Here is a 22,676-nt window from a genome sequence, read left to right as displayed (position 1 = left end):
TTTACGCACGCCGAATGGAACTCGAGGCGGGTCCACGCGTTACGCGCGCAAGGGAGCGGTTCGCATGTTCTCATGCGGCAGAGCGTCGATTGACGATTTCTCAATGCCGCAGCGACACACTGTGTCCCTTGGCGGGTCTGAAACGGAATAGCTGGGTTCTTATGAATGTCTTGATTGTCGAAGACGAAATCTTCGTCGCGCTGGATGTGGAGAACGCGGTCGAGGATGCAGGCTACACCGTTATCGGGATAGCCCCGGATAGCCATAGCGCATTGCAGCTCGCCGAGAATGCGGACATCGCCTTTATCGATCTCAACCTTCGCGATGGATTGACGGGGATCGCCGTCGGCCGTCGTCTGGCAAGCGAAATGGGCGTCACGGTCGTCTACATGACGGCAAACCCCTCGCTGCTCGGCGAAGGCGTCGACGGCACCATTGGGGTGCTGACCAAACCATGCTCGCATCGGGTGATCGTGGCCGCGCTCGACTTTGCCGCAGCAAAACGCGCGCCGCGCGGTGCTATCGAACCGCCCGCCGACCTGCGCCTTTTTGCCTGACCTCTGGGTATTCGCGCCAAACCGACGCCTGCCCAGCAGTGCGTGAGCGAACGGTCTAGGTCCGGCTGAACGACGACGCCGGTATCTCGATCCGACTGTGGAGGCCGTCCTGGCACCACAGTGTCTTGATCGTCCCGCCCAATTGTGCCTCTACGCTGAGCGAGGTCAGGCGTGATCCGAAGCCGCGTCGCTCCGGGGGACTGGTGATCGGCGGGCCGCCGGTCTCTTTCCAGTCGACCGAGACGGATTCTGGCCCGGTCGCGATGGTGATCGTGACCCGTCCCTCCCTTGTCGAAAGCGCGCCATATTTCGCCGCGTTGGTCGCCAATTCATGAAACAGGAGAGCAAGAGGCGTGGCGGCGCGGTCGTCGATCGGCAGATCGTCGCCAAGGAGGACAATGGGCGAGCCTTGGTCATCGCCATAGGGTTCGAAAATCTGCGCTGCCAGCCCTTGCAGCGTCGCCGCCGGTGCGCCGATTGCCCGGTTCTTGTTGGGGCGGACGAAGTCGTGGGCCCGGCCGAGTGCGGCAATGCGCTCACGCAATTTGTCTGCAAGCGGGCGCGTCTCCGGGTAGGTTCGCGCCGAAAGCCCGATCATCCCCGATATGACGGAGAAGATGTTCTTGATGCGGTGGCTGAGTTCCTGCGCCACGACCTCCTGCTCCTCAAGGGCGCGCACATCTTCCGAAATGTCCATCGCGGTTCCGATGACGCGCACGGATCCATCCTCGCCGAGCACGCGCCGGCCTGCCGAAGAGACCCAGACATCGGCAGGTGAACCGGCTGGGCGGATTCGGTATTCAAGGGCCAGTTCCTTGCCGGATGCGGCCGCCTCTTCGATCGCGGCCCGCACCCGTTCGCGGTCGTCCGGGTTGACGAGTGGGAGAAAATCGCGGCTGAACGAAAAGGGGCCGTCCTCATTCGTGCGACCTGTTGCAGCGCGAATCCGTTCATCCCATTCGACAAGGTCGAGCGCTGGATCGTATTCCCAAACGCCGATGGCCGCCGCTGCCAGTGCCAGTTGCAGACGCAACTGCGCATTGTGCAGCCGATCCGTATGCATGCGGGTGTCGTGAATGTCCGTGCAGGTGCCAAACCAACGCAGGATCACGCCTGCTTCGTCGCGGATCGGCAAGGCCCGCCCGAGCGTCCAGCGGTATTGCCCGCTGTGATGGCGCAGCCGATACTCGATCTCATATAGCTCGCCGGTCTCCAGTGATCGACGCCACTTCTCCCATGCGCGTGGCTGGTCGTCGGGATGGAACATGCCGTTCCAGCCCTCGCCGTCGGTCGAGCCCTCCGGCACGCCGGTGAATTCGTACCATCGCGCGTTGTAGTAGTCATGCAGACCGTCGGGTGTCGTCGACCAGACCATTTGCGGCATCGTGTCGGCGATCGCACGGAACTTGCTTTCGCTGACGCGCAGCGCGTCCGTCATTTCTCGGGACCCCGAAATGTCGCGCGCCACTGTCGCATAGGCGACGGTCCGTTGCCCTGCATCGAGAACGGGAAACAGACTGTAGTGGACCGGCAGCGCCTTGCCCGAGCGAAAGTCGCGCAGTTCGACTTCGCCTTCCCAGAAGCCTTCTCGCTCCATCACCGGTACGGCCGTCTCGCTCATCCGGCGCCGCGACTCCGGCTGGAAATAGTCTGCCATCGCTGTTCTGCCGGCGCTTGCCATATCGGGCAGGCCGACCATGCGAAGCCCGGCATCGTTGACGAAATCGACACGGCCGTCGGGGTGGCTTATGCCGATGAAGTCGGCGGATTGCTCGACGATGACGGCAAGCCGCTGCGCATGGATCTGCTCGCGGCGCTGCTCGGTGATGTTGGTGAACCGCACGAGAACCCCGTCACCATGCTTGACGGCGATATTGCGCCACCATCCATCGAGACCGTCGCGGTCATAGGGAAACTCCACGTCGTGACCTTCCCCGCTTTCCACCACGGCGCGATACTTGCCGAAGAGGCCGTCGACGCCGTCGTGCCCCGGCAGGATCGTCAGGAGGGAAGCGCCGAGGACGCGCCTGCGTTCGGTCTTCAAGACACGGCAGGCTGCCGGATTGAGCTCCGTGCAGGTGAAATCGACAATGTTTCCGGATGCGTCGCGCCTGGCTGTCAGCATGGCGATCGCGTCGCTCGAAAAATCGAGCATGGCACGCAGCCTGGCGGCATCCTGGGCTTGGGGGGCCGCATGGTGGGACGTGGTGGGCTTTTCGGCAGTTGATGTCATGCAGGCGTAGTCTCATCACCGAAGGCCGGCTTCATCGGGATCGACGTGTCGTCCGGCAGAGTTGTGTTCGTCGTGATTCTAGCTGCAGAGGTGCCGGTTTGTGAACGGGCAAAATCGGCGCGGCATAAAGTGCGCCGGGGGAATTCGCTGGTCCTGACTGGTCGTGGGCCGGCGTCAGGCCGCCGCGCTTAACCGCTCGCCCGGCATCCGGTAGGAAATCGCTTCCGCCAGATGAATACGTCCCACCGTGTCGCAGCCATCGAGGTCGGCGAGGGTGCGTGCAACCTTCAGGACGCGATGGTAGGCGCGTGCTGAAAACTGCAGCTTGTCGGCAGCGTCGGAAAGAAGGGCCTGGCCGGACGCGTCCGGATGGGCGATCCGTTCGATTAGGGAGGTGGAGCACTGGGCGTTGGTCGTGGCCTGCTTTATACCTTCTTCGGTGAAGCGCTCCCTCTGGAGCGCGCGTGCACGCGCGACCCGGACAGCAACCTCGACGCTCCGCTCGGCCGGTGCGGGCTTGATGAGATCGGCGGCCGAGACCGCTGGAACGTCGATGCGCAGGTCGATTCGGTCGAGCAGTGGGCCGGAGATGCGCGCCTGATACTCGCTCTGGCAGCGTGGCCCGCGCGCGCAGCGATGGCCCGGCTCGCCCGCCATGCCGCAGCGACAGGGGTTCATCGCAGCGATCAACTGAATTTTGGCCGGGTAGGTGATGCGATGATTGGCGCGCGCAATGACGCACTCACCGGTTTCCAAGGGCTGACGAAGGCTGTCGAGGACCTGCGGCGTGAATTCCGGGAGTTCGTCGAGGAAAAGCACGCCGTGGTGGGCGAGCGACATTTCTCCGGGACGAGCTTTCAGCCCGCCGCCGACCATCGCCGCCATCGAGGCGGAATGATGCGGTGCGCGAAAGGGCCGACGGTCGGAAAGCTTGCCGCCCGCCAGTTTGCCGGCGATGGAGTGGACCATGGACACCTCGAGCAACTCGGCCGGCGGCAGCGGCGGCAAGATGGCCGCAAGGCGCTGTGCCAGCATCGACTTGCCCGATCCTGGCGGGCCGACCATGAGCAGATTGTGCCCACCCGCAGCGGCAACCTCGAGCGCACGTTTGGCGCTTTCCTGCCCCTTGATGTCAGCAAGATCCGGCAGATCGGCCGGCGGCGCGTGCAGCGCCGGCTCGGGGCGCGAAAGCACCTGCGTGCCGCGGAAATGATTGGCCATCGCGATCAGGCTGCGGGGCGCCAGGATGTCGAGTTCCGCGCCGGCCCAGGCAGCTTCCGGCCCGCTCGGGGCCGGGCAGATGAGACCCTTGCCGAGCGCATTGGCGCCGATCGCAGCCGGCAGCGCCCCGGCGACCGGCGCAATCGTCCCGTCGAGCGCCAGTTCTCCAACGACGACATAACCCTCCAGAACGTCGCCCGGAATCGCGCCGAGCGCCGCCATCAGAGCCAGTGCGATCGGCAAATCATAGTGGCTGCCTTCCTTCGGCAGGTCGGCGGGCGCAAGGTTGACCGTGATCTTCTTGGGCGGCAGCGTCAGTCCGGATGCGTGCAGGGCGGCCTGCACACGCTCGCGGCTTTCGGCCACCGCCTTGTCGGGAAGTCCGACGATGTGCGTGTTGACCTTGCCCGGACCGATCATCACCTGAACGTCGACCGGTACAGCCTCGATGCCCTGAAATGCAATCGTCGCGACGCGTGCTACCATGCGCCAAGCCCCTTGCCCGGGCCGCCATCCTCACGCTCCTCAACGTCCGGACAACCGCCTGTTTCACCACGCCGCCCATGCAACTTGACACAATGACGAGAATGAAACAAGAACATTGTGGAAACGAAGCGTTGTTTCCGCAATCGGCAGTTGCCGGCAGTTCCCGACTGCGCAGTCGCTCAGCGCCGCTTCTCGATCGCGTCCCACATCAGGGCGGCGATGTTGGCACCGCCGAATTTCTCGACCTCGCGCAGACCGGTCGGAGACGTCACGTTGATTTCGGTCATCACGTCGCCGATGACATCGATGCCGACGATCAGGAAACCCCGTTCCCGCAAGGCCGGACCGATCCGCGCACAGATCTCGCGCTCGCGATCCGTCATCTCGGTTCTGACCGCCTTGCCCCCGACATGCATGTTGGATCGGGCATCGTTTTCCGCAGGCACCCGATTGATGGCGCCGACAGGCTCACCGTCGACGAGCAGGATGCGCTTGTCACCTTCGCGCACCTTCGGCAGGTAGCGCTGGGCGATGATCGGTTCGCGGAACATCTGCGTGAACATCTCCAGCAGCGACGAGAGATTGCGGTCGCTTTCGCCGAGATGAAAGACGCCGGCACCGCCATTGCCGTAGAGCGGCTTCAGGATGATGTCGCCCATTTCCTGGCGGAACGCCCGGATTTCGGCCCAGTCCCGCGTGATCAGCGTCTCCGGCATCAGGTCGGGGAACTCCGTGACGAAGATCTTCTCAGGCGAGTTGCGGACCCACGCCGGATCGTTGACGACCAGCGTCTGGGGATGAATGCGCTCCAGCAGATGCGTGGACGTTATATAGGACATGTCGAAAGGGGGATCCTGACGCAGGAGGATCACGTCGAGCGTCGAAAGGTCCGTGCGCTCGGCGTCGCCCAGCTGGTAGTGCGCGCCTTTTTCGTCCTTCACCGTCATCGGCTCGATGCGGGCGAACACGCTGCCGTCTCGCAGCGTCAGCCGGTCGGGTGTGTAGTGAAAAAGCGTGTGGCCGCGCCGCTGCGCTTCCAGGCACATGGCAAAGGTCGAGTCGCCTTCGATATGGATGGAGGAAACATGGTCCATCTGGACCGCGACTTTCAGCGACTTCGCCATGACCTGACCTTCATTGTTGGCAATCGGTGCTCAGATAAGGCCGACCGGCCGATCGCCGCAACCGTTCATTCGCACAAGGCGCTGGCTTCAGAATGCATCGGTGAAATGCGTCGGCCAGCGCCTTGGCCGGATCACGACGATATCGTAGCGCCACGTATAGCCCGAATAATCGCGCCCGCGGTCATATTGCTGGGCGAGCCATATGTCGCCGGCGGCGCGAATCCGGCGCTGCGTTGCGGCCGGCACCGCATCGATGGCAAGGAGTGTCCCCGCGCGCGCCTTGACCTCGACAAAAGCGATGACGTCGCCCTTGCGGGCGATAAGGTCGATCTCGCCGGCCCGCGTGCGGAACCGGCGCGCAAGGATGCGATAGCCTCTGAGTCGAAGCGCGATTGCCGCGAGCGTCTCGCCCCTGTGGCCGCGCCGCTCCGCCTGCCGTCGCCGTGCGCTTTCCTCCTCGCGCGTCCGGGCCACCGTCAGTCCTTCTTCATCGCAAGGAGCCGGTTGTAGAGCGTCTTGCGGGGAAGACCAGTGATCCGGGCAGCTTCGGTCGCCGCCTGCCCAGGCGCCATCGTTGCGGACAGATCCTTGAGCAAAGCTTCGGCCTCGTCGGCGCTTGCCGACGGCGGCTCGTAAGGGGCAATGAGAAGAACGATTTCACCCTTGACGCTCGCCGCGTCGGCATAGAACGCCGCAAGCGCGTCGAGGCTGCCACGCCGAACGTCCTCGAATGCCTTTGTCAGTTCACGGCAGACGACAGCGCCGCGCCCGCCGCCGAGGACAGCGGCGCAATCGGCGAGTGTCGCTGCGAGACGATGCGGCGACTCGAAAAAAATGATCGTGCCGGGAATCGTCCCGACTGCCTCGATCCGCTCGCGCCGCGCTTTTTGCTTGGCGGGAAGAAATCCGGCGAAGAAGAATGCGTCGGTCGGCAGGCCGGAGGCGGCCAACGCGGCGAGCGGGGCCGACGCGCCGGGGATGGGGATGACGGCGTGCCCGGCCTCGATGGCGCTGCCGACGAGGCGGAATCCCGGATCGGAAACCAGCGGCGTGCCCGCATCGCTGATCAGCGCGACGCTCCGGCCGGCGGCAAGCGCCTCCAGCAATGCCGCACCCGATGCCTCGGCATTGTGCTCGTGATAGGCGACGGGGCGGCGCTCGATCCCATAACGCTGGAGAAGCACACGGGAAACGCGTGTGTCCTCGCAAGCCAGGATGTCGGAAGCTGCCAGCACTTCAAGCGCGCGCAACGTGATGTCGCCAAGATTGCCGATCGGGGTCGAAACGAGATAGAGCGCCGGCTCCAGCGGCCGTGCGGGGATCGCGTTTCGTCCTATGCGAAAGTGAGCGCGCTGGTCCTGGCCCGATCCTTCCGCCGGACGGTCAGTGTCGTCATTCGAGATCGATTCAGCCATTGCGGGCAGTTGCGACGAAAGCCGCCAAGGTTGCAAGCCTCGATTTGACTTCCATCGCGTCGTGCCGGGAGAGAGATACGGTCCCGACCCTAAATGTCACGCTCACCATGAGGGGCGCACTTCCAGCGCTTTACCTGCAGGCCGGGGTGCGTATCGGCCCAGCGCGCGATCTCCATCGGTGCCAGAAACATGCAGCTGTGTGCCGTATCGCCCTGGTCGAAGCCTATGCGTTCGAGGCGGCAATCGCCCGGTTGGGCGATGAGGCATACTGTCATGACGAGGTCGAAAAGACCCATGGCCGGCTCTCCGGGGCGCAGCGAGCGGCTGATGCCAACCAACCGCAACACTGGCAAATTAAGGCCCGTGGCGGTGATCGTCAATCGACCGAAAGTCGTGCGCGCCGGACAAGGATCGCTGAGATACGCGACCCATTGGCAGTGAAACTCTAAAGAGCGAGATCGGCGACCACGGCGTCGAGGATCAGCATCCCGGCTGGTGTGCACCGGATCCTGCTGTTGCCGAGCCGTTCAAGAAAGCCCTGCTCGATGAGGAAGGCTTCCCGCTCCGTGTCGATCGCGTGGCCAGACAGCGCCTCCCAGCGCGACAGGTCGAGGCCTTCCGTCAGCCGCAGTCCCATCAAGAGCAGCTCATCGGCCTGTTCTTCAAGCTCCAGCTCCTCGATATCGACATGGCCGGCGCCGCGCGCCTCGACCATCTCCAGCCATCGCTCCGGCAGCCGTTCGGTGGCCGTCGCGACCTTCGAACCGTTGAGCGTCAGGCGTCCATGCGCACCGGCACCGATGCCTGCATAGTCGCCGTAGCGCCAATAGGTGAGATTGTGCCGGCTCTCGGCGCCGGGCCGTGCGTGGTTGGAGACTTCATAGGCGGGCAGGCCGGCATCGGCGGTGATCGCCTGGGTCGCCTCATAGAGCTCCGCCGAGACGTCGCCGTCAGGCACCACGAGTTTGCCGGCCTTGTGCAGCGCGTAAAACGGCGTGCCTTCCTCGATGGTGAGTTGATAAAGCGAGAGGTGGTCGACCGCAAAGGAGATGGCCTGTTTCAGCTCCGCTTCCCACGCCGCGACTGTCTGGCCGGGTCGGGCATAGATCAAATCAAAGGACAGGCGGGGAAACGTCTCACGCGCCAGGCGAATTGCCTTCAAGGCATCCGCCACATCGTGCAGCCTGCCGAGCACCTTGAGGTCGGCGTCGTTGAGCGCCTGCACGCCCATGGAAACCCGATTGACGCCTGCATCGCGATAGCCGCGAAAACGTGTGGCCTCGACGGATGACGGATTGGCCTCGAGCGTGATCTCGATCCCATCGGGCACCGTCCAGTTACGCGCCACACTGTCGAGGATCGCGCCGACAGTGGACGGCTCCATCAGGGAGGGCGTGCCGCCACCAATGAAAATCGACGTCACGGTGCGTGGCCCGGTCATTCCGCTCGTATACGCTATCTCCTGCCGAAACGCCTCGATGAAGCGCTGCTGGTCGACGGGCTTGTGGCGTACGTGGCTGTTGAAGTCGCAATAGGGGCATTTGGCCGCGCAGAAGGGCCAATGCAGATAGACCCCGAAACCGGGATCTCCCGTGTCGGCGAAAGGCTCGAACACGCCACCGAATCGCGTCATCTCATTCATGTCGCAATCGGTCTCACGCTCCGGTCCTGGCCGCAAGTCCGGTTTCGGCAAAGCGCTTGAAAGCGCGTGCGCGATGCGAAAGGGCCTCGCCGTCTCCCGGCTTCCACCCGTGCTTCTCCTCGGCGCTCATCTCGCCGAACGTCTGCTGCCGGCCTTCGGGCAGGAAGACGGGGTCGTAGCCGAACCCTTTTTCTCCGCGCGGCGGCCAGACCAGCGTGCCCTCGACTTCGCCGCGGAAATACTCGACATGGCCGTCCGGCCAGGCAAGGCACAGCGTCGAAACGAACCTGGCGGTCCTGGCTTCGGGCTCGCGCGCACCCTTCTCTATCAGCAAATCCTCGACCTTCTGCATCGCCATGTTGAAGTCGCGCCCGCTGCCTGTCTCCGCCCAATCGGCGGTGTAGACGCCCGGCTGGCCGTCCAGCGCGTCGACCATGATGCCGCTGTCGTCGGACAGCGCAGGAAGCGACGCGGCCCTGGCCGCAGTCAGCGCCTTGATCGCGGCGTTTTCTTCGAAGGTCGTCCCGGTCTCTTCCGGCTCTTCCAGGCCAAGCTCGCCGGCTGTGACCACCTTGAACCCGAACGGTTCGATGAGATCGCGAATCTCTCTTATCTTTCCGGCGTTGTGGCTGGCGACCACAAGGCGATCGCTGTCGAGTTTTCTCATGATAGGCCCCAGATTGAGGGTTCGGCGAATTCGATGCTGTTTCCGGCGGGGTCGCGGAAATAGATGGAACGCGCGCCATTCGGCCAATGAAAATCGGCTTCGATCACCACGTCGTTTGCCCGCAGATGGTCGGCCCATTGCGCGATCGCCGCGGCGTCGGCGCGAAAGCACAGATGGCCCGGACCATGTGCGCCGTGCGGTGGAACGGGCATGTCGGGATTGGACGGCGCTTCGACCGTTGCGCGCGGATCGAAGATCAGCAGGACGCCGTCGCCGCAGCGGAAGAAGACATGGCGGCTTTCGACCGCGACGATCTTCTCCAGTCCCATGATCCCGGCATAGAACGCCTCGGCCGCGGCGAGATCCTCGGCGTAAAGCGCCGATTCCAGGATGCCCGCCGGAGCCAAAGGCGCCTTGCTCATTGGGCGATCGCCGCCTTCTGCATCGCGACGAGCTCGCCGACCCCATTTTTGGCCAGTGACATCAACGTGCCGAACTGTTCCTCGCTGAACGGGTCCTTTTCGGCCGTTCCCTGGATTTCGACGATGCCGCCAGTGCCGGTCAAGACGAAGTTTGCGTCCGTGTCGGCTGCGGAATCTTCCAGATAGTCGAGATCGATGACCGGTTGACTGGCGAAGATGCCACAGGAGACGGCCGCAACGTGATCCTTGAGGACGCGGTCGGTCTTGACCATCTGCCGCGCTTCCATCCACTTCAGGCAGTCATGCAGCGCCACCCAGGCACCGGTGATCGAAGCGGTGCGTGTGCCGCCATCGGCCTGGAGAACGTCGCAATCGATCGAGATCTGACGCTCGCCCAATGCCTCGAGGTTGACGATGGCACGAAGCGAACGGCCGATCAGCCGCTGGATTTCGACGGTGCGGCCGCCCTGCTTGCCGGCAGCGGCTTCGCGGCGCATGCGATCGCCCGTGGCGCGTGGCAGCATGCCGTATTCGGCCGTCACCCAGCCGCGGCCACCGTTTCGCAGCCATGGCGGAACGCGCTCTTCCAGAGAAGCGGTGCACAGCACGTGTGTATCGCCGAACCGGACCAGGCACGATCCTTCGGCATGCTTGGAAAAGTTCCGCTCGAAGGAAACGGCGCGCATCTGGTCTGGCTTGCGTCCGGATGGTCGCATTGGGATCTCCCTGTCGTTTGGTTGCCGCCTTCTATCGCCGCCGCCGCCGCCTTGCAAAGAAAAAGCCGGCGATGCGCGGTACACTCTTGCTTGAAGTGCCCTTTTTCGACTCGCACGGAAACGCTATATCTGTTGAATTGAAGGAGGCGCCGCCCATGGCGGAGCGATTTTCAGCGGTTTGATGGTGAATAGCTTTACCTCCGTATCCGACCTTAGAAACATTGCGGGTGACCTCGACGATCGCTCGCGAGAGATTTTCCGGCGCATCGTCGAATCCTATCTCGAGTCGGGCGAGCCGCTCGGCTCGCGCAATCTCTCGCGCATCCTGCCCATGGCGCTGTCGCCAGCGTCAGTGCGCAATGTGATGAGCGATCTGGAGCATCTGGGCCTCATCTACGCGCCGCATATTTCCGCCGGGCGGTTGCCGACCCAGCGGGGCCTGCGCTTCTTCGTCGACGCCTTCATGCAGACCGGCGACCTTTCCGAAGACGAGCGCGCCCGGATCGAGACCGAAGTGCGCGCCCAGCATCGCGATCAGTCGGTGGAAACCCTTCTGACGGATGCGAGCCAGATGCTGTCCGGCCTGTCGCGCGGCGCCGGCCTCGTGATCACCGCCAAGAGCGACGCGGTGCTGCGCCATATCGAATTCATCAGGCTGGAGCCTACCAAGGCGCTCGCGGTGCTGGTCGGCGAACATGATCAGGTCGAGAACCGGATCGTCGAGCTTCCCGCCGGCACGACCGCTTCGCAGCTGACGGAAGCCTCGAATTTCCTCAACGCCCATCTGTCGGGACGGACGATCGGCGAGGTGCGCGCCGAGCTTGAGAAACTGAAGGGTGAGGTCTCGCGTGAACTTGACGTGCTGTCGCGTGATCTCGTCGAGCGCGGGCTCGCCGTCTGGTCCGGTGCTGGCGACGGCCACCCGGCACGGCTGATCGTCAGGGGGCGCGCCAATCTGCTCGACAGCGTGTCGGGAAGCGAAGACATCGAGCGCCTGCGGCTCCTTTTCGACGATCTGGAAACGAAGGACAGCCTCATTGAACTGATGACGCTCGCCGAAGAAGGCTCGGGCGTGCGGATTTTCATCGGATCGGAAAACAAGCTGTTCTCCCTCTCCGGCTCGTCGCTTGTGGTCGCCCCCTATCGAGACAGCGATTCGCGCGTCATCGGCGCCGTGGGCGTCATCGGTCCAACGCGGCTGAATTATGCGCGGATCGTGCCGATGGTCGACTATACGGCGCAGCTCGTCTCCAAGCTCTTGCGATAAGCACCGCCAATGCGCATCCGCGCTGCCACCCCGACCGACATCGATGCTCTGGTAGACCTTGAAAACGCGGCGTTTTCCGCCGACCGCATATCGCGGCGATCCTTCCGTCTGCTTGTCTCCCGGCCGACCGCTGCGACGCTCGTTTGCGAAGATGAAGGCGGCATCCTCGGTTATGCGATGATCCTCTTTCGCAAGGGAACGGGTTTGGCGCGGCTTTATTCGATCGCCGTTTCGCCCAGGGCCACCGGGCGGGGCGTCGGACGTGCACTTCTGGAGGCTGCCGAGACCGAAGCGCTTGGACACGACCGCTATCTGCTTCGGCTGGAGGTGCGCGAGGACAATGCAGCGGCGATCGCGCTCTACCGGCGCGCGGGCTATCGCAAGATCGGGCGTTACGAGGATTATTATGCCGACCATACGCCCGCGCTTCGCTTCGAAAAGCTCCTGCGTGAGGAAGAGCATGCCGTCTACGAGACGCCGTTCTACGAACAGACGACGGATTTTACCTGTGGCGCCGCTTGTCTCAACATGGCGATGGGTCGCTATGTCTCGGCGGACTATCTCGACCCGGTGTGGGAAATCCGGTTCTGGCGCGAGGCGACGACCATCTTCATGATGTCCGGCATGGGCGGTTGCGAACCGTTCGGTCTTGCGGTGGCAGCGCATCAATATGGACTCGATCCCGAGATCTACGTCACGGACACGCGCGTTCTCTTTCTCGATACGGTGCGTGACCCGGAAAAGCGCCAGGTGATGGAACTGGCGCAGCGCGACTTCCGCCAACGCGTGGTCGAGGCTGACATTCCCGTCATGAGCCATGCAGCTTCGTTGAACACCATCCGCGCTGCGATCGCGCGCGGTCACTCGGCGATCGTTCTGGTTTCGGGATACTTCATGTTCGGCAAGAAGGTGCCGCATTGGGTGCTGGCGCATGGCGACGACGGGCGCCACATCATCCTTCACGATCCATGGGTCGAGGACAAGATCGAGGAAACGGCGTCAGACGCCGCAAACCTGCCCGTTCCTTACGAAATCTTCGACCGCATCACGCGATTCGGCAAGGCGCATCTGCGCGCCGCGGTCATAATCAAGGGCAAGAGATAGCAATGTTCAACTGGGTCATCCTTTCCAGCCGGATGAACGACGTCGACCACGCCGCCACTTCGCACAAGGTCCTGGCAACGCGCGACTATCTGGCGCGGCCCGAGCTCTTCCGCGGCGCCCGTCCAAACATCATCAACCTTGCCAGGTCCTACAGCTATCAAAGCCGGGGGTACTACGCATCGCTGCTCGCCGGGGCGCGGGGGCAAAGGGTGATCCCGTCGGTCGAGACGATCATCGATCTGTCGGCGCGAAAGCTCTACGAAAACGCGATCCCGGAGCTTGAAGACGCGTTGAACAGAGCCTGCCTCAAGGATGGCTTGAAGCCTTCCGTCATCCGCATCTTCTTCGGTTTCACCGCCGACAACCGGCTGGAACGTTTCGGCCGGCTCGTCTTCGACTGGTTTCGCGCGCCCTATCTCGATGTCGCGATCAAGGACAATGGAAGCTGGCTGACGATCACCCGGATCGCGCTCGGCTCGACAGCCAAGCTTGCGGGCGACGAACGCGCCTTCTTCTTCGATTGCCTTGCCAGATATACCGGTCGCCAATGGCGGGACGCGAAGGTCAAGACCCCGGCGCGCTATTCCTTCGCGACACTGGTCGACCCGTCCGAGGCCCTGCCGCCGTCCTCGATTTCCACGCTGAAGCACTGGTCCCGCATAGCCGCGCGCATGGGCGTCGAAGTCGAACCCATCGGCAAGAAGGACCTTTCCCGGCTTGCCAATTACGACGCGCTCTTCATTCGCGAAACGACCTCCATCTCCAACCACACCTACCGCTTCGCGCGGCGCGCCCAGCAGGAAGGGATGCCAGTCATCGATGACCCGGTGTCCATGATCCGCTGCACCAACAAGGTCTTTCTTGACGAGTTGATGGCATCCAACGGTATCGCCGTACCGAAGACCGTGATGATCGCAGGGTTGGAGGATTTGCCGCGCGCGGCTGATCTTCTCGGATTCCCGATGGTCCTCAAGATCCCGGATTCATCGTTCTCCCGCGGCGTATCGAAAGTCGCCAGCATGGAGGAGCTCCGGCAGCTCGCCACCACATGGCTTGAGGATTCCGACCTGCTTCTGGCGCAGAAATTCATGCCGACCAGCTACGACTGGCGCATCGGCGTGCTTGGCGGAAAACCGCTCTTTGCCGTGCAATACCTGATGGCGAAGAAGCACTGGCAGATCATCAAGCACGACACCGCGGGCGGCAAGCCGCTGGAAGGCGGGTTCAAGTCCTTCTCCCTCGCCGCCGCGCCGCCCCTCGTCGTGGACACCGGCCTGCGCGCGGCCAGGTGCATCGGCGACGGCCTCTATGGCGTCGATCTCAAGGAAACCGACGACGGCGTCTTCGTCATCGAGGTGAACGACAACCCGAACATGGAACACGGCGTCGAGGATCACGCGGAGAAGGACGAGGTCTGGATGCGGCTGACCAACTGGTTCATCGAACGGTTGGACAGCTAGTCAAAGACTGCGGGCCTCGCGGTGGATGGCAGATGTCAGGATGCGAATGGCGCGCTCAAGGCTTCAGTCACCGCGTCAGCAAGCGGTATGGATGGCTGGGCGCCCGGCTTGAGGCAGGCGAGGCTGCCGGCCGCCGCGGCGAGGCGCAGCGCCTCTGGCAGGGCAAGGCCCGTGTCGAGGCCGGCGGCGAGATAGCCGCAGAATGTGTCGCCTGCCCCGACCGTGTCGACGGGCTTGATCTTCAAACCCTGCACCTTGTGCAAGGCGCCCTCATGGGCGGCTACAACGCCGTCGGCGCCAAGCGTCACGATGAAGCTGCGGCCGGTCTCGCGCTGGCGGGTCATCATTTCCGCCTCGCGCTCGTCCGCACCAAGCGCCTCGCGTTCGATCAGAAGCGCGAATTCGGTTTCATTGGCGATGACGATATCGGCGAGCGCTGCCAGGCGCGCTGCGTCGCTTGTCAGCGGCGCGGTGTTGAGGATGGTGGTGACGCCGGCTTCGCGCGCGGCCGTCAAGGCAGCCTCGACCGATGGTGCAGGGACTTCCAACTGCAGGAGAAGTATGTCGCCGCGCGACATGGCCGCGATAGCGTTTCGCGCGTCATCGGGGGAGACCATGTCATTGGCGGCGGCGACGACCACGATGACGTTTTCGCCATCCTCGTCACCAACGAGAATGGAAGCGGTGCCTGTCGCGCCTTCGACGCGTCGCACGCGAGAAAGGTCGGTGCCCGCCTCGCTCAAAAGGCCAAGGGCTCCGTCGGCAAAGGCGTCGTCGCCCACCGCCCCGCACAGCGCGACTTGCGCCCCGGCGCGTCGCGCCGCCAGTGCCTGATTGGCTCCCTTGCCGCCTGCGGCGGTTGTGAAGCTGCGTCCGGCAAGCGTCTCGCCAGGCTTGGGAAGTCTGGGCGTCGTTGCGATCAGATCCATGTTGATGGAACCGAAAACCGTGATCATGGTCGGCTTGTCCTGCTGTCGGGTCGAAAGGCGCCGCAGTGTGCCGCTTTCGCGCGCCGAGGCAAGTGCGGCACCTCAATCCTCGTCGACGATCCGCAGTTTAAGTGAACCGGTGCGCTGTTCGACGTTGCGCAAATCCGCGCCCTCGCTCCGTGCGGACCGCTTTTCGGGGGCCTCGAACTCGAGCGCTTCGATCTTGGCACCGCGTTTGGTCAGCTTGTCGGTCGAGGTGAGGATCAGGTCGACGTCCTTCTGCGTCTGCGAGAAATGCGACTGCAATTTGCGCACCCGGTCGTCGAGCCGGCCGAGATCTTCCATCAGGCGGATGACTTCGCCCTGGATGAGATGCGCCTGCTCGCGCATGCGGGCATCCTTCAGGATCGCCTGGATCACCTGGATGGACAGCATCAGCAGCGATGGCGACACGATGACCACGCGCGCCTTGTGCGCCCGCTGGATGACACCCTCGAAATTCTCGTGGATCTCGGCGAAAATCGATTCGGATGGAACGAAGAGGAATGCGGTGTCCTGCGTCTCGCCCTGAATGAGATACTTCTCAGCAATGTCGCGGATATGCACCTCCATGTCCCGGCGGAATTGCTGCGACGCCGTCTTGGTGGCGTCGGCCGAGTCCGCGGACCGGATGGCATTCCACGCTTCGAGCGGAAATTTCGCGTCGATCACCAGCGAGGGCTGTCCGTTCGGCATGTCCACGGTGCAGTCCGGCCGCGATCCGTTCGACAGGGTCGACTGGAAGGCATAGCTGCCCATCGGCAGGCCGTCGGCGACGATGGTTTCCATGCGCGACTGGCCGAATGCGCCGCGCGTCTGCTTGTTGGACAGGATCGCCTGCAAACCGACGACGTCCTTCGCCAGCGCCTGAATGTTGTTCTGGGCCGTGTCGATGACGGCTAGGCGCTCCTGCAGTTTGGCAAGATTCTCGTGCGTCGATTTCGTCTGCTCGCTCATCGTGCTGCCGAGCCGCTGCGTCATTCCGTCGAGGCGGGATTGGATCGACTGGTTGAGCTCGGCCTGGCGCGAGCCGAAAACGTCGGCGATGGTGGCCATTCGGCCCTGCATCTCGGACTGCGTCTTCAAGATTTCCGCCATGCGGAATTCGGCATCGCGCGCAGCGGCCGCGGCCTCCTCCTGGGCGTCGGCACGCTGACGCGCGCTCCGCCATAGCACGATCAGCATGATCAGAAGGATCGCCAGCATGGCTGCGCCGGCGAAGACGAGCGCGTCTTCGATCGGGATGGTGATAGCGCCGATGGCGATGGTATCGGAAGTCGTGGCAACAGGATTCATGCGCGCGACGATACCCGATTCTCGCCGGAAGGCCAGATCAAAACAAGAACAACTGGCCGCGTGCAGATTGACGGCATGGTTTTCCATGCTTAATTGCGGGCCATGACGATCAAGCCTCTCATCCTTCTGCCCGATCCCGTCCTCCGCCAGCCATCCGCAACAGTCGAGCGCGTCGACGACGACCTGCGCCGGTTGGCCGACGACATGCTGGAGACGATGTATGATGCGCCCGGCATCGGGCTTGCCGCCGTTCAGGTCGGCATTCCGCGTCGGCTGCTCGTGATCGATGTCGCGGGGGAAGAGGAGGGACGCCGACCACAGGTCTTCATCAACCCGGAAGTGGTCGCAACCTCGGATGAGCGCTCGATCTATGAAGAGGGTTGCCTGTCAATTCCGGACTATTACGCGGAGGTCGAGCGGCCGGCCCGCGTCACGGTCCGTCATCTCGATCGCGACGGCAAGGAACAGACCGTGGAGGCCGAAGGCCTGCTCGCCACGTGCCTTCAGCACGAGATCGATCACCTGAACGGCGTGCTTTTCATCGATCATATATCGAAGCTGAAGCGCGATATGGTCGTCAAGAAGTTCACCAAGCTGGCGCGCCAGCGCGCCTGAGCCCGGTGAACGTCAGGTAAAGTCGAAAAGCCTGGCGGGTGTCTCCACCAGCACCTTTCGTCTCACCGCTTCGGGAATCCAGCCCGTGACGAGATCGCACAGCGCGGCGTCGTCCGGATAGTCCGCCTCCTCGCGCATCAGGACGTGCGGCCAGTTCGTGCCCCAGACGACCCTGTCCGGTGCGTGCGCGAGGATTGCCCGCGCCACGGCCGCGACATCGGCATAGTCGGGCGGGCCGCTCTGCGAGGATTCATAGCACCCCGCCAGCTTGAAATAGCAATTGCCGCGATCCATCAAACGCTTGAGCGTGTCGATGCGCGGATCGTCGGGACCAACGTTGCCGAAGAACTTGCCGTGGTGATCGATGATGTAGTCGCCCTCGATCGTTTCCAGTGTCGCGACGTGATCCGCAATGTGCATGCCGTCGAACTGGACGGCAATGACCCAGTCGAAATCGCGGATCAGCGGTTCGACGTCCCGCAGGCAACTGAGCCCGACAGCGCCGCCCGGCAGGTCCATGATGCGCGCCCCGCGCACGCCCACCGCGTCGAGATGCGCAATGTGTTCGCGTGTTGCGCCGGGCTCGATGACCGCCACGCCGCGTGCGATATCGCCGAGTTCGCCGAGGCAGTGGATGAGCGCGGCATTGTCTGCCTGGTGCGCGTTGGCCTGGGTGACGACGACACGCTCGATTCCGAGCCATTGCATCACCGATCGGTACGCTGGCACCGATGGTGGGTTCGGCGGCAGGGCAGGGCCGCCCGGTACGGCGTCAAAGCCCGGTGGGTAAAGATGCATCTGCGTGTCCACCGTGCCGGGCGGCAGCGGGCACCGAGGCTTCTTGCCTGTGAAGGGGCGCTTCATTCGCTGGTCGATCCGCCGACGCGGTACTGCGCGACGATCTCCGGCACGATGTCGATTCCAAGCCCCGGCTTCAGCGGCACCGCAACGCGGCCGCCCTTCTGGACGATCGGGGTCGACAGGATCGCCTGGCGATACGGATTGTGGGTCTGGTCGAATTCCAGCCAGGGCGACCTGGCGCCGTGCCGCAGCGGCGCCGGTGGCAGGACGGCAAGCATGTGAAGCGAAGCGGCGAGCGCGACGCCGGTGCCCCAGACATGCGGGACGACTCGAACGCCGGCCGTCTCGGCCAGAGCGAAGATCTTCTTCATTTCCGTGATGCCGCCGCAGCCGCAAACGTCTGGCTGAAGGATATCGACGGCGCGCTTTTCGATCGCCTGAGTAAAGGCGAGACGGCCGTGCCAGGTTTCGCCGCCGGCCACCGGCAGGGGTTGGCGCGCCCGAACGTCGCAATAGGCATCGAGCGTTTCGGGAACCACCGGCTCCTCGAACCAGTCGATATCGAAGTGAGCGGCCTTGTTGCCGAGCGCGATCGCCTCGATGGCATCGTAGCCGTGATTGGCGTCGATCATCAGCCGTGCACCGGGGCCGATCGCTTCGCGCACGGCGGCGATCAGCGCCAGGTCGTCCGCGACGCTAAAGCCGATCTTGATTTTCGTCGCCGAGAAGCCGGCCGCCATATAGCCCTTGACCTCCTCGACCACCGTCGCGACGCGGTCCCTGCCGACCGGGCGGAAGCCGCCGGTTGCATAGGCCGGGATCGAGGTCCGGTGGGCGCCGCCCAGTAACCGGTGGATCGGGGCGCCGAAATGCTTGCCGGCAATGTCCCACAAAGCGATGTCGATGCCCGACTGCGCGGTCATGGTGGCGCCGCGCTGACCCTGATCGCGGAACTGGTTGTAGATGTCGGCCCAGATCGGCTCGATATCGAGCGGATCGCGACCGATCAGACGCCCGGCCATCGCCTCGACCAGCGCGGCGTTGGGACCGGCCGGTCCAAGGCACTCGCCCCAGCCGACAACGCCGGCGTCCGTCCCGATTTCCACGAGACAAGCCCAGCGATCGTGAAAGGTGGAGAAGGCGCTGTCGAACGCCTGCTCAAGTTGGTGCCTCAGAACGTGGGTCGCGACGGAAACGATCTTCATTGCACGTTGCGCCCGATCAGGTCTTCGAGCATCGCCTGTTCCTCCTCGGTGAGGTCCGTGAGGGGTGGGCGCACCGGTCCGGGGTCATAGCCGGCCAGCCGCGCCCCTGCCTTGATCGCAGAGACCGCATATCCGGTCTGTCGGTCGCGGATCCGCGCGAAAGGATAGAAGAACCCGGTGAGGATGTCTTCCATGCGCTTTGTATCGTTGGCGCGGAACGCGTTGTAGAAGGCCACGGCGAGGTCGGGCACGAAGTTGAACACGGCCGACGAGTAGGTGGTGACACCCGCTCCGTGATAGGCCTCGGCGTAGAGTTCGTGTGTCGGCATGCCGCCGATGTAGCAGAGGCGATCCTTGAGCCTTGCCGAAATTTCCCGCACGACATCGATCTGCCCGGTTCCGTCCTTGAAGCCGATCAGGTTGTCGCAATCCTCCGCCAATCGCGCCATCGTATCGGCTTTCACGATGGAATTGGCGCGATTGTAGACCACCACGCCAAGACCCGTGGACTGGCAGACCGCCTTGATGTGGCGATAAAGCCCTTCCTGCGGAGCGCCGATGAGATAGTGCGGCAGAAGCAAAAGCCCATCCGCGCCCGCCGCTTCGGCATCGGCGGCAATTTCCTTCGCCATTTCTGTGCCGTATCCGCACCCGGTAATGATGGGAACCGTGCCGGAAGCTTCCTTCGCCGCACGGGTGAGCCGGGATATTTCTTCGCGCGAAAGCGAAAAGAATTCGCCCGTACCGCCTGCGGCAAACAGGGCGCCGGCGCCGAACCCGGACAGCCATTCGATGTGTCTGCCGTAGCTGTCCAGATCGAGCGTCAGGTCGTTTTTGAAATGTGTGACGGGAAAGGATAGCAAGCCGGACGAAATCCGCTGCTTGATGGCATTAGGCGTCATCTGAGATCAATCCACATATATTCGTATGATGATCAAGTCATAGTATGACTATGAAATGACGTCAACTGTCGCCTGGCTTTGCGCGGGCTGCGCGCGGGGAGCGTGTGATGGCCCTGTAGCGCTCCATTCCGCCGACAAGATGCTGGCGCATTGCGTCGCGTGCAGCCTCTGCATCGCGCGCGAATATGGCGTCGGCGACGCGCGCGTGCTCGGCGTTGAGTTCATGGTCCCGATTGGGGAGGGGGTCGACGCCGCCGAGCGCGCTGCGAAACTTCACCCGTGGAATGGTGCGGCGCCCAAGGTGGGCGAGAAAGGCCTCGAAGCGGGCATTGTTGGTCGCGCGGGCGACTGCCATGTGGAAGGCGAAATCGGCTTCGTCCGTGGCGCGCCCGGCCTCCATGTCTGCGGCAAATGCATCGACGCAGGCCTGAATTTCGGCCTCCTGCGCGGGCGAGGACCGCTGCGCTGCAAGGCCCGCCGCCTCGATCTCGACGCCAGCCCGCAGTTCCAGTTCCTCGATGATGTCGGAAATCTTGTCGCTGACCTGTGTGAGGAGGTCGAGTCCGGATGGCGCCGGTTGCGCCTGAAGCACGAAGACGCCGACCCCGTGGCGCGATTCCACCAGGCCGTCGGCGCGCAGCGCAGCGATCGCCTCGCGCACCACCGTGCGGCTGACGCCGTGCTGGCGGATCATCTCGGGCTCGGTCGGCAGCTTTTCCCCGGCGGCGTATCGGCCGCTTTCGATATCATCGCGCAGCCGGCGCACCAGTGTCGCCGTCAGGCTGATCCGGGGCTTGTCCTGTTGCGGGGCCGCCATGAAAATCCTCTTCCTTGTCGTTCCGGCATTCTGGGCGACGGCGCGGGTAAAGGCAAGCCGGTAAGATGTCTCGTTGACAAGTCATACTATGACATCTAGAAAAGGATCACATTGGCCGCCGGAGGTTTGTTGCGGCCTTGCCCAACACCATCGACCCTCGGGAGGAGCCACCGATGTCCCATTTCACGAACAAGCTGTCGATCGCCGCTCTGCTGGCCGGAACCACCCTGACCTTCATGGCGTCCGCGGGCGCGCAGGAATTGCGCGGCTGGAACCAGCATGCGCCCGACTATCCGGTGTCCACCGCGATGGAGCGCTTTGCCGAGCTGGTGGAGGAGCGGACCGAGGGGCGCATCACGGCCGACGTCTTCCACAATGCCGAACTCGGCGAGCAGGACTTCGCCATCGAGCAGATGCAGTTCGGCGGCATCGACTTCGCCGTGTTCAACATGGTTCCGCTCAACAACATAGTCCCAGCCTCCCAGGCCACGACGCTGCCCTATGCGTTCCGGTCGCTCGATCACATGCATACCGTCATGGACGGCGAGATCGGCCAGGAGATCGGCGCCGCGATGGAAGAGGCGGGCATGGTGGCGCTGGCCTGGTACGACAGCGGCGCGCGCTCATTCTATGCCAGCGTTCCGTTGGAGACGATCGATGATTTCGAGGGTCTGAAGATCCGCGTACAGTCCTCCGACATGTTCGTCGCCCTCGTCGAGGCGCTCGGCGCCAACGCAACGCCGATCCCCTTTGGAGAGCTGTATTCCGCGATCCAGTCGGGTGTGGTCGAAGGCGCCGAGAACAATTGGCCGTCCTATGAATACACCAACCATTACAGCGTGGCGCCCTATTACATCCTCGACGAGCACTCGATCGTTCCGGAGATTTTCGCCGTCTCGAAGCCGGTTTGGGACGGGCTGAGCGCCGAGGATCAGGAAATCGTGCGCGAAGCCGCTCTGGAATCGCAGGCCTTCCAGCGTGAGGAATGGGCCAAACGCGACGAGGAATCGGAAAAGATCGTACGTGAAGCGGGCACGACGGTCATCGAGGTCGAGGACAAGACACCGTTCATCGAGGCGATGCAGCCGGTCTATGAAGAGTTCGCCGCCGATCCCGTCGTTGCCGATCTGCTCGAGCGCATTCAGAACACCGAATAACATCCTTTGCTGAATCCGGGCCGGCGCGCTTCTGGGCTGGCCGGCCCATCTGCCATAGGGAGCCTTCATGCACTGGAAGCCATTGAACCATCTCGCCGCGGCGGTCGTGGCTTTGGGCGGTCTGGCGCTGATCGTGATCATCGCGACGACAGGCTGGCAGGTCTTCGGGCGTTATGTCTTGAACGATACGCCCACATGGGCCGAGCGCCTGTCCTTGATCCTGATCCTCGTCGTTTCATTGCCGATTGCGGCCATCGGATTGCGGGAGGATTTTCATCTCGGCATTTCGCTGATCGTCGAAATGCTTCCGAAGCGTATTCAACGGAGCCTGCAGATCGTCAATGCGGTGATACTGGCGGCCTTCGGCGCCGCGATGGCGTATTTCTCGTGGAGCCTCGTCACCTCCACGTGGAATCGCTCGATCCCGCTTCTGGGAATACCCCAATCCTTCCAGTACCTGCCGCTGGTCATCTGCGGCGTGCTGATCTTCATCTTCATGATCGAGCGCTTGGTCGGGCTGATCGGTTCGTCCGCCAGGGTCAGGACGCCGGGTGAGGCTTTGCTGGACGAAGCCGTCGACGCGCCGCGTCAGGATTGATCC

The 22,676-nt window shown here is 63.5% G+C and carries 23 protein-coding genes; 7 read left to right on the top strand and 16 right to left on the bottom strand.

Translation table 11 applies throughout. The annotated features are described in order from the left end of the window. The first annotated feature begins 14 nt into the window (after window positions 1-14). The gene (locus tag CN673_RS08675) at window positions 15-557 is read left to right on the top strand and encodes a response regulator (RefSeq protein WP_099865856.1); all 543 of its coding nucleotides are present in this window, start codon (window positions 15-17) and stop codon (window positions 555-557) included. Between the two features lie 55 nt (window positions 558-612). Here the strand turns inward: CN673_RS08675 and CN673_RS08670 are convergent, their stop codons facing one another. From CN673_RS08670 to rph, 10 genes are all read right to left on the bottom strand, one after another. After that, a complete protein-coding gene (locus CN673_RS08670) occupies window positions 613-2,790 on the bottom strand; it encodes a PAS domain-containing protein (protein ID WP_099865855.1) in 2,178 nt (725 codons plus the stop codon). 174 nt (window positions 2,791-2,964) lie between these two features. Further along, the gene (locus CN673_RS08665; RefSeq protein WP_099865854.1) at window positions 2,965-4,497 is read right to left on the bottom strand and encodes a YifB family Mg chelatase-like AAA ATPase; all 1,533 of its coding nucleotides are present in this window, start codon (window positions 4,495-4,497) and stop codon (window positions 2,965-2,967) included. A gap of 179 nt (window positions 4,498-4,676) precedes the next feature. Further along, on the bottom strand, window positions 4,677-5,621 hold the full coding sequence (gene gshB / locus CN673_RS08660; RefSeq protein ID WP_099865853.1) for a glutathione synthase: 945 nt from the start codon (window positions 5,619-5,621) through the stop codon (window positions 4,677-4,679). Between the two features lie 87 nt (window positions 5,622-5,708). After that, a complete protein-coding gene (locus CN673_RS08655; RefSeq protein ID WP_099865852.1) occupies window positions 5,709-6,095 on the bottom strand; it encodes a YraN family protein in 387 nt (128 codons plus the stop codon). A 2-nt stretch (window positions 6,096-6,097) separates the two neighbouring features. After that, window positions 6,098-7,036 (bottom strand): 16S rRNA (cytidine(1402)-2'-O)-methyltransferase, encoded by a 939-nt coding sequence (gene rsmI / locus CN673_RS08650; protein WP_099865851.1) that lies wholly within the window; start codon window positions 7,034-7,036, stop codon window positions 6,098-6,100. A gap of 89 nt (window positions 7,037-7,125) precedes the next feature. Continuing rightward, the gene (locus CN673_RS08645; protein ID WP_099866117.1) at window positions 7,126-7,332 is read right to left on the bottom strand and encodes a hypothetical protein; all 207 of its coding nucleotides are present in this window, start codon (window positions 7,330-7,332) and stop codon (window positions 7,126-7,128) included. A gap of 149 nt (window positions 7,333-7,481) precedes the next feature. Continuing rightward, window positions 7,482-8,678 (bottom strand): radical SAM family heme chaperone HemW, encoded by a 1,197-nt coding sequence (gene hemW / locus CN673_RS08640; RefSeq protein WP_099865850.1) that lies wholly within the window; start codon window positions 8,676-8,678, stop codon window positions 7,482-7,484. A 13-nt stretch (window positions 8,679-8,691) separates the two neighbouring features. Further along, a complete protein-coding gene (gene rdgB, locus CN673_RS08635; protein WP_099865849.1) occupies window positions 8,692-9,345 on the bottom strand; it encodes an RdgB/HAM1 family non-canonical purine NTP pyrophosphatase in 654 nt (217 codons plus the stop codon). Continuing rightward, window positions 9,342-9,767, bottom strand: coding sequence for a VOC family protein (locus CN673_RS08630; protein WP_370853018.1), 426 nt, complete (start codon window positions 9,765-9,767; stop codon window positions 9,342-9,344). Before CN673_RS08630 ends, rdgB begins: the two co-directional genes overlap by 4 nt. Next, window positions 9,764-10,483: a ribonuclease PH gene (gene rph / locus CN673_RS08625; RefSeq protein ID WP_099865848.1), complete on the bottom strand. Its 720-nt coding sequence runs from the start codon at window positions 10,481-10,483 to the stop codon at window positions 9,764-9,766. The genes CN673_RS08630 and rph overlap by 4 nt, the downstream gene beginning before the upstream one ends. Window positions 10,484-10,667: 184 nt before the next feature. Here rph and hrcA point away from each other — a divergent pair, with 184 nt between their 5' ends. Genes hrcA through CN673_RS08610 form a run of 3 tightly spaced genes read left to right on the top strand, consistent with a single transcriptional unit; the run spans window position 10,668 to window position 14,314 of the window. Continuing rightward, entirely contained in the window at window positions 10,668-11,750 is a 1,083-nt protein-coding gene (gene hrcA / locus CN673_RS08620) for a heat-inducible transcriptional repressor HrcA (RefSeq protein WP_370853017.1), read from the top strand. 9 nt (window positions 11,751-11,759) lie between these two features. Further along, window positions 11,760-12,854, top strand: coding sequence for a GNAT family N-acetyltransferase/peptidase C39 family protein (locus CN673_RS08615; protein WP_099865846.1), 1,095 nt, complete (start codon window positions 11,760-11,762; stop codon window positions 12,852-12,854). A 2-nt stretch (window positions 12,855-12,856) separates the two neighbouring features. Continuing rightward, complete coding sequence (locus tag CN673_RS08610; protein WP_099865845.1) at window positions 12,857-14,314, top strand: RimK family ATP-grasp domain-containing protein; 1,458 nt, start codon at window positions 12,857-12,859, stop codon at window positions 14,312-14,314. 35 nt (window positions 14,315-14,349) lie between these two features. Here CN673_RS08610 and CN673_RS08605 read toward each other — a convergent pair whose 3' ends face one another. Continuing rightward, window positions 14,350-15,270, bottom strand: a complete 921-nt coding sequence (locus tag CN673_RS08605) for a ribokinase (protein ID WP_099865844.1) — start codon at window positions 15,268-15,270, stop codon at window positions 14,350-14,352. 75 nt (window positions 15,271-15,345) lie between these two features. Next, window positions 15,346-16,578 carry a DNA recombination protein RmuC gene (locus CN673_RS08600; RefSeq protein WP_099866115.1) on the bottom strand — a complete coding sequence of 411 codons (1,233 nt, stop codon included), beginning with the start codon at window positions 16,576-16,578 and terminating at the stop codon, window positions 15,346-15,348. A gap of 102 nt (window positions 16,579-16,680) precedes the next feature. Between CN673_RS08600 and def the strand changes: the two genes are divergently transcribed. Continuing rightward, window positions 16,681-17,193, top strand: coding sequence for a peptide deformylase (gene def / locus CN673_RS08595; RefSeq protein ID WP_099865843.1), 513 nt, complete (start codon window positions 16,681-16,683; stop codon window positions 17,191-17,193). Window positions 17,194-17,205: 12 nt separating this feature from the next. Here def and CN673_RS08590 read toward each other — a convergent pair whose 3' ends face one another. The 4 genes from CN673_RS08590 to CN673_RS08575 form a co-directional block, all read right to left on the bottom strand. Further along, complete coding sequence (locus CN673_RS08590; RefSeq protein ID WP_099865842.1) at window positions 17,206-18,057, bottom strand: amidohydrolase family protein; 852 nt, start codon at window positions 18,055-18,057, stop codon at window positions 17,206-17,208. Next, window positions 18,054-19,199: a mandelate racemase/muconate lactonizing enzyme family protein gene (locus tag CN673_RS08585; protein WP_099865841.1), complete on the bottom strand. Its 1,146-nt coding sequence runs from the start codon at window positions 19,197-19,199 to the stop codon at window positions 18,054-18,056. Before CN673_RS08585 ends, CN673_RS08590 begins: the two co-directional genes overlap by 4 nt. After that, complete coding sequence (gene kdgD, locus CN673_RS08580) at window positions 19,196-20,101, bottom strand: 5-dehydro-4-deoxyglucarate dehydratase (RefSeq protein ID WP_099865840.1); 906 nt, start codon at window positions 20,099-20,101, stop codon at window positions 19,196-19,198. The genes CN673_RS08585 and kdgD overlap by 4 nt, the downstream gene beginning before the upstream one ends. Before the next feature lie 61 nt (window positions 20,102-20,162). Beyond that, complete coding sequence (locus CN673_RS08575) at window positions 20,163-20,918, bottom strand: FadR/GntR family transcriptional regulator (protein ID WP_099865839.1); 756 nt, start codon at window positions 20,916-20,918, stop codon at window positions 20,163-20,165. A gap of 173 nt (window positions 20,919-21,091) precedes the next feature. On the opposite strand from CN673_RS08575, the gene CN673_RS08570 reads away from it, so the two are divergent. Both CN673_RS08570 and CN673_RS08565 read left to right on the top strand, forming a co-directional pair. Beyond that, on the top strand, window positions 21,092-22,075 hold the full coding sequence (locus tag CN673_RS08570; RefSeq protein ID WP_099865838.1) for a TRAP transporter substrate-binding protein: 984 nt from the start codon (window positions 21,092-21,094) through the stop codon (window positions 22,073-22,075). Window positions 22,076-22,142: 67 nt separating this feature from the next. Next, window positions 22,143-22,673 carry a TRAP transporter small permease gene (locus tag CN673_RS08565; RefSeq protein ID WP_099865837.1) on the top strand — a complete coding sequence of 177 codons (531 nt, stop codon included), beginning with the start codon at window positions 22,143-22,145 and terminating at the stop codon, window positions 22,671-22,673. Window positions 22,674-22,676 lie beyond the last annotated feature (3 nt).

The organism is Neopararhizobium haloflavum, from assembly GCF_002750855.1.
Lineage (GTDB): Bacteria > Pseudomonadota > Alphaproteobacteria > Rhizobiales > Rhizobiaceae > Georhizobium > Georhizobium haloflavum.
The sequence above is the reverse complement of the archived record's forward strand: the minus strand, read 5'-3'. Positions and strand labels throughout refer to the sequence as shown.

Bases quoted from the DNA above. Each gene is read 5' to 3' on its own strand.
- CN673_RS08675 (WP_099865856.1), top strand. From the start codon at position 15: ATGGAACTCGAGGCGGGTCCACGCGTTACGCGCGCAAGGGAGCGGTTC.
- CN673_RS08670 (WP_099865855.1), bottom strand. From the start codon at position 2,790: ATGACATCAACTGCCGAAAAGCCCACCACGTCCCACCATGCGGCCCCC.
- CN673_RS08665 (WP_099865854.1), bottom strand. From the start codon at position 4,497: ATGGTAGCACGCGTCGCGACGATTGCATTTCAGGGCATCGAGGCTGTA.
- gshB (WP_099865853.1), bottom strand. From the start codon at position 5,621: ATGGCGAAGTCGCTGAAAGTCGCGGTCCAGATGGACCATGTTTCCTCC.
- rsmI (WP_099865851.1), bottom strand. From the start codon at position 7,036: ATGGCTGAATCGATCTCGAATGACGACACTGACCGTCCGGCGGAAGGA.
- CN673_RS08645 (WP_099866117.1), bottom strand. From the start codon at position 7,332: ATGGGTCTTTTCGACCTCGTCATGACAGTATGCCTCATCGCCCAACCG.
- hemW (WP_099865850.1), bottom strand. From the start codon at position 8,678: ATGAATGAGATGACGCGATTCGGTGGCGTGTTCGAGCCTTTCGCCGAC.
- rdgB (WP_099865849.1), bottom strand. From the start codon at position 9,345: ATGAGAAAACTCGACAGCGATCGCCTTGTGGTCGCCAGCCACAACGCC.
- CN673_RS08630 (WP_370853018.1), bottom strand. From the start codon at position 9,767: ATGAGCAAGGCGCCTTTGGCTCCGGCGGGCATCCTGGAATCGGCGCTT.
- rph (WP_099865848.1), bottom strand. From the start codon at position 10,483: ATGCGACCATCCGGACGCAAGCCAGACCAGATGCGCGCCGTTTCCTTC.
- CN673_RS08615 (WP_099865846.1), top strand. From the start codon at position 11,760: ATGCGCATCCGCGCTGCCACCCCGACCGACATCGATGCTCTGGTAGAC.
- CN673_RS08610 (WP_099865845.1), top strand. From the start codon at position 12,857: ATGTTCAACTGGGTCATCCTTTCCAGCCGGATGAACGACGTCGACCAC.
- CN673_RS08605 (WP_099865844.1), bottom strand. From the start codon at position 15,270: ATGATCACGGTTTTCGGTTCCATCAACATGGATCTGATCGCAACGACG.
- CN673_RS08600 (WP_099866115.1), bottom strand. From the start codon at position 16,578: ATGAATCCTGTTGCCACGACTTCCGATACCATCGCCATCGGCGCTATC.
- def (WP_099865843.1), top strand. From the start codon at position 16,681: ATGACGATCAAGCCTCTCATCCTTCTGCCCGATCCCGTCCTCCGCCAG.
- CN673_RS08590 (WP_099865842.1), bottom strand. From the start codon at position 18,057: ATGAAGCGCCCCTTCACAGGCAAGAAGCCTCGGTGCCCGCTGCCGCCC.
- CN673_RS08585 (WP_099865841.1), bottom strand. From the start codon at position 19,199: ATGAAGATCGTTTCCGTCGCGACCCACGTTCTGAGGCACCAACTTGAG.
- kdgD (WP_099865840.1), bottom strand. From the start codon at position 20,101: ATGACGCCTAATGCCATCAAGCAGCGGATTTCGTCCGGCTTGCTATCC.
- CN673_RS08575 (WP_099865839.1), bottom strand. From the start codon at position 20,918: ATGGCGGCCCCGCAACAGGACAAGCCCCGGATCAGCCTGACGGCGACA.
- CN673_RS08570 (WP_099865838.1), top strand. From the start codon at position 21,092: ATGTCCCATTTCACGAACAAGCTGTCGATCGCCGCTCTGCTGGCCGGA.
- CN673_RS08565 (WP_099865837.1), top strand. From the start codon at position 22,143: ATGCACTGGAAGCCATTGAACCATCTCGCCGCGGCGGTCGTGGCTTTG.